The following is a 9,140-nucleotide window of genomic DNA, read 5'->3' as shown; positions in this document are numbered from 1 at the left end:
GGCGGCGTGCGGGACGAGGCGGAGATCCGCGGCCACCGGCGCACCTACGTCGGCGCGCTGCCCGGCCGGATCGTCCGTGCCATCCGCGAGGCCGGCACGATGAACCCGGTCGTGCTGCTCGACGAGGTGGACAAGATCGGCAGCGACTACCGGGGCGACCCGGCGGCCGCGCTGCTCGAAGTGCTGGACCCGGCGCAGAACCACACGTTCCGCGACCACTACCTGGAGGTCGACCTCGACCTGTCCGACGTGGTGTTCCTTGCCACGGCGAACGTGCTCGACGGCATCCCGGGGCCGCTGCTCGACCGGATGGAGCTGGTCACGCTCGACGGCTACACCGAGGACGAGAAGGTCGCCATCGGGCGTGACCACCTGCTGCCCAGGCAGCTGTCGAAGGCCGGCCTGTCGGCCGAGGAGGTCACGATCGAGGACGACGCGCTGCGGCTCGTCGCGGCCGAGTACACCCGCGAGGCGGGCGTCCGGTCGCTCGAGCGGGCGATCGCCCGGGTGCTGCGGAAGGTCACGGCGAAGGAGTCGCTCGAACCTGGCACGCTGCCGGTGACGGTGTCGACCGAGAACCTGCGCGACTACCTGGGCCGGCCCCGGTTCACCCCGGAGACGAGGCTGACGTCCAGCGACCGCCGCACGGCGGTGCCCGGCGTCGCGACAGGCCTGGCGGTGACCGGTGCGGGCGGCGACGTGCTCTACATCGAGGCGTCCCTCGCGGACGCGGAGACCGGCGCGACTGGCGTCACGCTCACCGGCCAGCTCGGCGACGTGATGAAGGAGTCCGCGCAGATCGCGCTCTCGTTCCTGCGCTCGCACGGGGCGGAGCTCGAGCTGCCGGTCACCGGCATGAAGGACCGCGGCGTGCACGTGCACGTCCCCGCGGGCGCGGTGCCGAAGGACGGCCCGTCGGCCGGCGTCACGATGACGACGGCGCTGGCGTCGCTGCTCTCCGGCCGGCCGGTCCGCTCGGACGTGGCGATGACCGGCGAGGTCTCGCTCACCGGCCGGGTCCTGCCGATCGGCGGCGTGAAGCAGAAGCTACTCGCCGCGCACCGCGCCGGGATCACCACAGTGCTGATCCCCCAGCGCAACGAGCCGGACCTGGACGACGTTCCTGCCGAGGTGCTCGCCAAGCTGGACGTGCACCCGGTGAGCGACGTCCGTGAGGTTCTGATGCTGGCGCTCGAGCCGGCGATCACGGACGCCGCGACCGTCGCGGCCTAACCGGCACAACAGGAAACAGGCCTGGCGCTCTTGTCGAGCGCCAGGCCTGTTCCGTGTCTGACGTAGGCGTGCTTGAAGTCCTCAGGCGGAATGCTCTGGGCAGAGCCCAAACAGCTCGACCGTGTGGTCGACCGAGGTGAAGCCGGCCTCCGCGGCCACTTTCGCCGCCCACTGCTCGACGACCCGGCCCTCGACCTCAACGCTGCTGCCGCAGACGCGGCAAGTCAGGTGGTGGTGATGCGCGGTGGAGCCGCACTGCCGGTACAGGGTCTCGCCCGACGGATCGCGGATCGTGTCGACCGTGCCCTGCTCGCTGAGCACCTGAAGGTGCCGGTAGACCGTGGTGAGCCCGACGGTCTCGCCGCGACGGCGCAGCTCGGCGTGGATCTCCTGGGCGCTGCAGAAGCCGGGAAGGCTGGCCAGCGCGGCGGCGAGGGCTGACGCCTGCCGGGTCCCGCGCACCTTCGTACCGCGCGGCTGATCCACTGTCACCCTTTGACTTTAACCCCTAGCCGGGGCCGTTTCGCAGCTCTGGAACCGGCGGGCCCCGCCCGGCGAGTCACCCGCGTACGTTCTGAATAAGAATGGTTTCATGAGCAACCGGCTGAAGAGCGCGACCAGCCCGTACCTGCTGCAGCACGCGGACAATCCGGTGGACTGGTGGCCATGGAGCGACGAGGCGTTCGCCGAGGCGCGGCGGCGCGACGTGCCGGTGCTGCTGTCGGTCGGGTACGCGGCCTGCCACTGGTGCCACGTGATGGCGCACGAGTCGTTCGAGGACCCGGCGACGGCGGCCGTCGTCAACGACAACGTCGTCGCCATCAAGGTGGACCGCGAGGAGCGGCCGGACGTCGACGCCGTATACATGGCGGCGACCCAGGCGATGAACCGCGGCCAGGGCGGCTGGCCGATGACCGTGTTCATGACACCGGACGGCGAGCCGTTCTTCGCCGCCACATACTTCCCCAGGGCGCAGTTCACGCAGCTCGTGACCGCCGTCGGCGAGACGTGGCGGCAGAACAAGGACCGGGTGAAAGGCGAGTCGGAACGCATCGCCGCGACCCTGGCTGAACAGGCCGCCGCCTGGACCGGCCTGGGCGCGGGCGCCGGTGACCTGCCGCTGGCCGAGCTCACGTCGGAGGCGGTAGCCGGGCTTCAGGAGGAGTTCGACCCAGTGAACGGCGGCTTCGGCGCGGCGCCGAAGTTCCCGCCGTCGATGGTGCTCGAGTTCCTGCTGCGGCACTACGCGCGCGCCGGGTCGGCGGAAGCACTGTCGATGGCCGGGCAGACCTGCGAGGCCATGGCGCGCGGCGGCATGTACGACCAGCTCGGCGGCGGGTTCGCCAGGTACAGCGTGGACGCGACCTGGACCGTCCCGCACTTCGAGAAGATGCTGTACGACAACGCGCTGCTCGCGCGGGTCTACACGCACCTGTGGCGGCGCACCGGATCGGCGCTGGCCCGGCGGGTCGCCGAGGAGACGTGCGAGTTCATGCTGCGGGACTTGCGCACGGCGGAGGGCGGCTTCGCCGCGTCGCTCGACGCGGACAGCGACGGCGAGGAAGGCGCCTACTACGCGTGGACGCCGGCGGAACTGCGTGTGGTGCTCGGGGACGAGGACGCGGCGTTCGCGGCCGAGGTGTTCGGCGTGACGCAGGCGGGCACCTTCGAGGACGGTAAATCCGTCCTGCAGCGCCGGGCGGAGCCGTCCGACCGGGAGCGGTTCGACCGGATCCGCGGCACGCTGCTGACGGCGCGCGAAGGGCGGACCCGGCCGGGCCGGGACGACAAGGTGGTCGCCGCGTGGAACGGCATGGCCATTGCCGCGCTGGCTGAAGCCGGGCTGCTCTTCAACCGCCCCGACCTCGTCAACGCCGCACGCGACGCGGCTTTGCTGCTGGACTCGCTGCACGTGTTCCCAGGGGGGTCCGCGCGGGAAGGAGCAGTGCGGATCGTGCGGACCTCCCGGCACGGGGTGGCCGGGACGAGCGCCGGACTGCTCGAGGACTACGCGAGTGTCGCCGCGGCGCTGCTCGTGCTGTACGGGGTGACCGGTGAGGACCGCTGGGTGCCGGTGGCGGCGGCGCTGCTGGACACGGTGCTCACCTCGTTCCGGGACGGTTCCGGCGGTTTCTACGACACCGCCGACGACGGCGAGCAGCTCATTTTCCGGCCCGCCGACCCGACCGACGGCCCTACCCCGTCGGGTGCTTTCGCGGCGGCGGACGCGCTGCTCAGCTACGCCGCGCTGACCGGCTTCGAGCGGCACAGGGACGCCGCGGTAGCGGCGCTGCGCGTGCTGGCGCCGCTCGCCTCCCGCGCGCCGCGCTTCGCGGGCAGCGGCCTGTCGGTCGCGGAAGCGCTGCTCTCCGGGCCGGCCGAGATCGCGATCGTCGGGCCAGGCGATGACCCGCGGACCGCCGACCTGCAGCGCGCCGCGCTGCACCGCGCGCCGCCTGGGGCGGTCATGGCGACCGGTCCAGGTTCGCCTTCTGGCGAGGCCGATGTGCCGGTCCCGCTGCTGGCCGGCCGAGGCCTGGTCAAGGGCGGCCCGACGGCGTACGTGTGCCGCCAGTTCACCTGCCAGGCCCCTGTCACGACTCCGGCGGAACTGCGCGAAACCCTTGGGCGAATAGCCGAAACCCTTCGTGGTGAGACATAGACGAATCAGCGACCTTTGGGGCATGGTTGTCCGTGTGCACCTGACGCAAGGGGGCCGGCGGATAGCGCGGGCAGTCGGGCGCGGCGGACGACGGCGTCTGGTGCCGGCCGCCGTTGCCACGCTCGCGGTGCTCGGCACGCTTGCCGGGGTGCTCGCGGCCGTGCTGGGCGCGCCGCCCCGCAGTGACCTGTCCGCTGGTGCCGCTGGTGCCGCGCCGTCCCTCCTCAACCTCCCCGTGGTGCGGCCGACGTCCGGCGACACCCCGGTCGCACCCGGCATGACCATGGGAACGAGCGCCCACTTGATGGCGCTCCCCGGGTCGCATCCGCCCGCGGTGGCGCCGTTGCGCCGCACGCTCCAGGCGGACCTGCTGATCGTGGCGCCGCACACGCTGCCTCATTCGGTGCTCACCGCCGTCTCCCGGCTGCCTGGGGTCACCGCCATCGAGCAGATCGAGGCGGTCCGGATGCGCATCAACGGGGCGTACACCGCGGTCCTGGGCGTTGATCCGTCGGTGTTCCGCACGTTTGCCGCGCGGCCGACCGGCGCGTCGAACGCGCTGTGGGATGGCGTGGCGAGTGGCGGGATCGCCGTGTCCTACACGATGGGCAAGCTGGACAAGCTCACGCTCGGCGGCACGGTCGCGGCCACCGGGCGCACCGCGAAGCGGCTGCGCGTGGTGGCGTTCGGAACGATGGGCATCGGCGGCGTCAACGCGGTCGTGTCCGACTCGGTCGCGCGCTCGCTCGGCGCGCCGGCCGGGAACGCGATCGTGGTCAGCATGCGCACCAGCGACTTCACGGCCGACGCGGCCGCCGCCGGACGGCTGATCCCCAAGGGCGCCGGCGTGGAGCAGCTGGTCTCGCTGATCACCGTCCCCGGCGGCGCGGTCACCGTGAACGGCTCGGGGGCGGCCGGCGCCGGGCCGGCGACCGAGGGCGGAGTGGCCGCAGCCCAGCTCGACACCGCGCTGAGGGCGGCGATGAGCCGCCGGGGGCTGCCCTACGTCTGGGGCGCGGCCGGGCCGAAGGCCTTCGACTGCTCTGGGCTCGTCCAGTGGTCGTTCGCGCAGGCGGGCATCGCTATGCCGCGGGTCGCCGCCGACCAGGCGCTGGCCGGGCCTGCCGTGCCGGTCAGCCGGCTCCAGCCGGGTGACCTGCTCTTCTACCACACCGATCCCACCGACCCCACGTACATCTCGCACGTGGCGATCTACCTGGGCAACGGCTGGATGATCCAGGCACCGGAGCCGGGACAGGACGTGGAGATCGTGCCCGCGGATGTCGGCAGCGAGTTCGCCGGCGCCATCCGCGTCAACCCGGCCCAGGCCGCCGCCGTGGCCGGCCGCGTCGCCTGACTTCCGCGGCGAACCAGGAAAACGCGGTGCCGGCTGAGGGGTTGACCCCGATACGGCGTCGTGTATACATGATTACATGAGTACAGAGCCAGACGAAGACGTCAGCGGCAGCGTCGCTGATCAGATCAAGGGCTGGTTCGTCGGCCGCCTGCCAACCGACTGGTTTACCGGGCCGGCCGAGATCGTCGTCGACCGTGAGGAGATCACGATCGTCGGCACGCTGCCCGAGCCAGAAGGCGGCGCCGGCAGCGCGGAGAAGTCCGCGGCAGCCGAGGGCAGGATCACGCGGTTCCGCGAAGAGACCAGGTCAAAGCGCATTGAGATGGCGCGCGAGGCCGAGCACAAGTTCCGCCGCAAGGTCGCATGGGGCGCCAGGTGCGGTGACCTCGGTGAGATGTTCACGACATTGTCGGTCCCGGTCATGACCAGGCTCAGGCAGTCAGAACGGCGCGTCCTCGACACCCTCGTCGACGCCGGCGTCGCCCGGAGCCGCAGCGACGCGCTCGCGTGGTGCGTGCGGCTAACCGGCGAGCACACGGACGCGTGGCTGACCGAGCTGCGGGACGCGCTGCTCCGGGTAGAGGAGGTCAGGTCCCAGGGCCCGGCCAGCGGGACCGGCGCCACTGGCACCTGACTCGCACCGCACGTCGCTCTAGTCGGATACCGTGACTAGGGGAATCACGCGTGCGTTGGCGAGGAAGGTCGGTTCATGGGATTTCGCGACCTGGCATACCGGCTGTATGAGCGCAGGCTCGAAGCTTCGCTGTCAGGTAAGGCGATACCACGGCACGTCGGGGTGATGTGCGACGGCAACCGGCGCTGGGCCAGGTCCGCCGGTCACACCGACGTGAACAAGGGCCACCGCAAGGGCGCCGACAAGATCTTCGAACTGCTGCAGTGGTGCAAGCAGTCCGGCGTCGAGGTGGTCACGCTGTGGCTGCTGTCCACCGACAACCTGACCAGGCCGCGGCAAGAGCTCGACCCGCTGCTCCTGATCATCGAGGACACCGTCAACGACCTGATCGACGAGGGCTGGCACGTGAACCCGATGGGCGCACTCGACCTGCTGCCCGACCACACCGCCCGCGTGCTCAAGCACGCGGCCGAGGTCACCAGCCACAACCCCGGCCTGCTGGTCAACGTCGCGGTCGGCTACGGCGGCCGGCGTGAGATCGCCGACGCGGTGCGGTCGCTGCTCGTCGACCACGCGAGCAAGGGCACCACGATCGAGCAGCTCGCCGACGCCGTTGACGTCGAGCACATCGCCGAGCACCTGTATACGGCCGGTCAGCCCGACCCGGACCTGGTGATCAGGACGAGCGGCGAGCAGCGGCTCGGCGGGTTCCTGCTGTGGCAGTCCACCCATTCGGAGTTCTACTTCTGTGACGCTTACTGGCCGGCTTTCCGCAGAGTGGACTTTTTGCGGGCACTACGGTCCTATTCAGAGCGTAACCGCAGGTATGGGTCATAGCCTGCGAAAATAGGCCCGCTAGGGTACTTTAACCCGACCGGAATCACGGGTACCTTGAGTGTTGGCGGCGGTCTTCCGGGCCGCCCCCGCGGGAGGCCCTCCTGACGTCTGCACGTGCGACGCGAGGGCCGGTGCGGCTCTCTTTGGAGGGCAGCCCCGGTCCGTTCGATACGTCTGTCCCCGGAGTACCCGGGAAACGGCGTGTCCTGTCCGCGGCGCCGGCTCCCAAGGCCGGCCGCCCAGGGGAGTTTGCGTGGCCAACTCTGTGCACCGTCGTACCTACGTCCTCGACACGAGCGTCTTGCTCGCCGACCCGGCCGCTTTCACGCGGTTTGACGAACATCACGTCGTCTTGCCGGTCGTGGTCATCACCGAGCTTGAAGCGAAGCGTCACCATCCTGAGCTGGGATATTTCGCCCGCCAGGCGCTCCGTTACCTGGACGATCTCCGGGTCAGCAACGGGCGCCTCGATGTCGAGCTTCCGATCGGGACGCTCGGCGGCACCGCGCGCGTGGAGCTCAACCACATCGATTCGCAGGTTCTGCCCGCCGGTTTCCGGCTCGGGGACAATGACACGCGGATCCTGTCGGTCGCGCGCAGCCTCGCCAACGAGGGCCACGACGTGGTTCTCGTCAGCAAGGACTTGCCGATGCGGGTCAAGGCCGCGTCTATCGGCCTTGAAGCTCAGGAGTACCGGGCCGAACTTCCGGTCGATTCCGGCTGGACCGGCATGGCGGAGCTCTCCGTCAGCCCGGCTGAGGTAGAGGAACTGTACGAACACGGCGTGCTCGACTGCGAGGCGGCCCGCGACTACCCCTGTCACACCGGCCTGGTGCTGCACACCGGCAGCGCCAGCGCGCTAGCCAGGGTCCGCCCTGACAAGCAGATCCAGCTGGTCCGCGGCGACCGCGAGGCGTTCGGCCTGCACGGCCGGTCCGCCGAGCAGCGCATCGCCCTCGACCTGCTCCTCGACTCCGAGGTGGGGATCGTCAGCATGGGCGGCCGGGCGGGCACCGGCAAGTCGGCGCTCGCGCTCTGCGCGGGCCTCGAGGCGGTCATGGAGCGCCGTCAGCACCGCAAGGTCATCGTGTTCCGGCCGCTGTACGCGGTCGGCGGCCAGGATCTCGGCTACCTGCCTGGTTCCGAGGCGGACAAGATGGGCCCGTGGGCGCAGGCGGTATACGACACGCTGTCCGCGGTCACCACCCAGAGCGTGATCGACGAGATCATCGCCCGCGACATGTTCGAGGTGCTGCCGCTGACGCACATCCGCGGCCGGTCGCTGCACGACGCGTTCGTGATCGTGGACGAGGCGCAGTCCCTGGAGCGCGGCGTGCTGCTCACCGTGCTGTCGCGGATCGGCACCGATTCCCGGGTGGTGCTCACCCACGACATCGCGCAGCGCGACAACCTGCGTGTCGGCAGGCACGACGGCGTGGTCGCGGTGATCGAGAAGCTCAAGGGCCATCCGTTGTTCGCGCACGTGACGCTCACCCGTTCCGAGCGCTCCGCGATCGCCGCGCTGGTTACCGACCTTTTGGAGGACGCCGCCCTCTAAACTGCATCCGTGACCGACGTCGCGGGTGCGAATAAAGATCAATCCTCGGAACGGGCTCGTGGTGGCTCCACGCTGCCAGCCGTCTCGGTGGTCATGCCGGTCCGGAACGAGGAGGAGCACCTGGCCGATTCGGTGGCACGGGTGCTCGGGCAGGACTACCCGGGCGGGTTCGAGCTGGTACTGGCCGTCGGACCCTCCCGGGACCGCACCGAGCAGATCGCCCACGAGCTCGCCGCGGCCGACGACCGGGTCACCGTGGTGCCCAACCCGTCAGGGAAGATATCGTCCGCGATGAACGCCGCGATCAAGGCGGCCAGGCACGGCGTGATCACGCGGATCGACGGGCACGCGATGCTGCCCGACGAGTACCTGCGGGTCGCGGTGCGCACGCTGCTCGAGACCGGGGCCGCCGACGTGGGCGGGGTGATGGCCGCCGAGGGAATCACCCCTTTCCAGTGCGCGGTGGCCTGGGCGATGACCTCCCCGGCCGGGGTCGGCGCGGCCGCCAACCACACCGGCGGCGAGGCGGGCCCTGTCGACACGGTCTACCTCGGGGTGTACCGCCGGGAGGCGATCGAGCGGGCGGGCGGCTACGACGAGAACATGATCGTGGCCGAAGACTGGGAGCTGAACTACCGGATCCGCGCCTCAGGCGGCCTCATCTGGTTCACCCCTGAGCTGCGGGTCACCTACCGGCCGAGGGCGAACCTTCGGGAGCTCGCCAGGCAGCACTTCTGCTACGGGCGATGGCGCCGGGTCGTCGCGCGCCGCTACCCGGAGACAGTCAACCCGCGCTACCTCGCGGCCCCCGTGGCGACCGCGGCGAACCTCGCCGGCTCTGCGGCGGGGATCGCGGGAC

Annotated in this window: 8 protein-coding genes; 7 read left to right on the top strand and 1 reads right to left on the bottom strand. The window is 70.7% G+C overall.

The features are described 5' to 3' along the window. Window positions 1-1,233 (top strand): S16 family serine protease (locus WA805_RS00270; RefSeq protein WP_425241356.1); only part of this gene is annotated, 1,233 nt, incomplete at its 5' end. Between the two features lie 81 nt (window positions 1,234-1,314). Here the strand turns inward: WA805_RS00270 and WA805_RS00265 are convergent. After that, a complete protein-coding gene (locus WA805_RS00265; RefSeq protein WP_422277017.1) occupies window positions 1,315-1,725 on the bottom strand; it encodes a Fur family transcriptional regulator in 411 nt (136 codons plus the stop codon). A gap of 100 nt (window positions 1,726-1,825) precedes the next feature. Here WA805_RS00265 and WA805_RS00260 point away from each other — a divergent pair, with 100 nt between their 5' ends. From WA805_RS00260 to WA805_RS00235, 6 genes are all read left to right on the top strand, one after another. Beyond that, window positions 1,826-3,895, top strand: coding sequence for a thioredoxin domain-containing protein (locus WA805_RS00260; protein ID WP_425241355.1), 2,070 nt, complete (start codon window positions 1,826-1,828; stop codon window positions 3,893-3,895). A 100-nt stretch (window positions 3,896-3,995) separates the two neighbouring features. After that, window positions 3,996-5,252, top strand: coding sequence for a C40 family peptidase (locus WA805_RS00255; protein ID WP_424565224.1), 1,257 nt, complete (start codon window positions 3,996-3,998; stop codon window positions 5,250-5,252). Between the two features lie 76 nt (window positions 5,253-5,328). Next, window positions 5,329-5,886, top strand: coding sequence for a hypothetical protein (locus WA805_RS00250; protein WP_422279904.1), 558 nt, complete (start codon window positions 5,329-5,331; stop codon window positions 5,884-5,886). Window positions 5,887-5,961: 75 nt separating this feature from the next. After that, entirely contained in the window at window positions 5,962-6,723 is a 762-nt protein-coding gene (locus WA805_RS00245) for an isoprenyl transferase (RefSeq protein WP_422279902.1), read from the top strand. Between the two features lie 253 nt (window positions 6,724-6,976). After that, entirely contained in the window at window positions 6,977-8,281 is a 1,305-nt protein-coding gene (locus WA805_RS00240) for a PhoH family protein (protein ID WP_422279900.1), read from the top strand. A gap of 93 nt (window positions 8,282-8,374) precedes the next feature. Further along, window positions 8,375-9,140 (top strand): glycosyltransferase family 2 protein (locus WA805_RS00235; RefSeq protein ID WP_425238161.1); only part of this gene is annotated, 766 nt, incomplete at its 3' end.

Origin of the sequence: Trebonia sp., from assembly GCF_049794275.1 — a bacterium.
GTDB lineage: Bacteria > Actinomycetota > Actinomycetes > Streptosporangiales > Streptosporangiaceae > Trebonia.
This window is presented reverse-complemented; position numbering and strand designations above follow the sequence as displayed.